Genomic DNA, 420 nt, shown 5'->3' on the forward strand with positions numbered 1-420 from the left:
CCACGCCGTCCAGGACAGATCCGACAATCAGTTCGTCGGCACCCGAGGCAAGCGTCGGCAGGTCGAGTATGACAATGTCGTAGGCAGGAAGTCCGTTGGTGGCAAGGTCACTAGCGGCTAGCTCCGAGAGGAACGCCTCCATCTTGCTAGGCGCCAGGAGGTGTCTGGCGTCCACGGTCGAACTGGAAAGGATGTCGAACGGCCGCCCCGCAGCACGAACGATGTTGAGACGGACAGGGTCCTGGCACGGTAGGTCGAGGGCTCCCGACTGGCTCAGAAGCCGCGAGGGGATCATGGTCGGGCGCCGGATGTCGGCGTCAATCACCAGCGTCTTCAGGCCCGACATCGAGTAGAGCGTAGCGAGATTGCTGGCCACCGAACTCTTCGAACCGTCGTTGGATACGGCAGTCAACCCAAGAA

General features: G+C 61.9%; 1 pseudogene. It reads right to left on the reverse strand.

The features are described from left to right. Positions 1–420 (reverse strand): annotated as a pseudogene (locus EN932_RS38330) (CpsD/CapB family tyrosine-protein kinase); the annotation flags it as partial.

The organism is Mesorhizobium sp. M7A.F.Ca.US.002.01.1.1 (assembly GCF_004022955.1).
Taxonomy (GTDB): domain Bacteria; phylum Pseudomonadota; class Alphaproteobacteria; order Rhizobiales; family Rhizobiaceae; genus Mesorhizobium; species Mesorhizobium ciceri.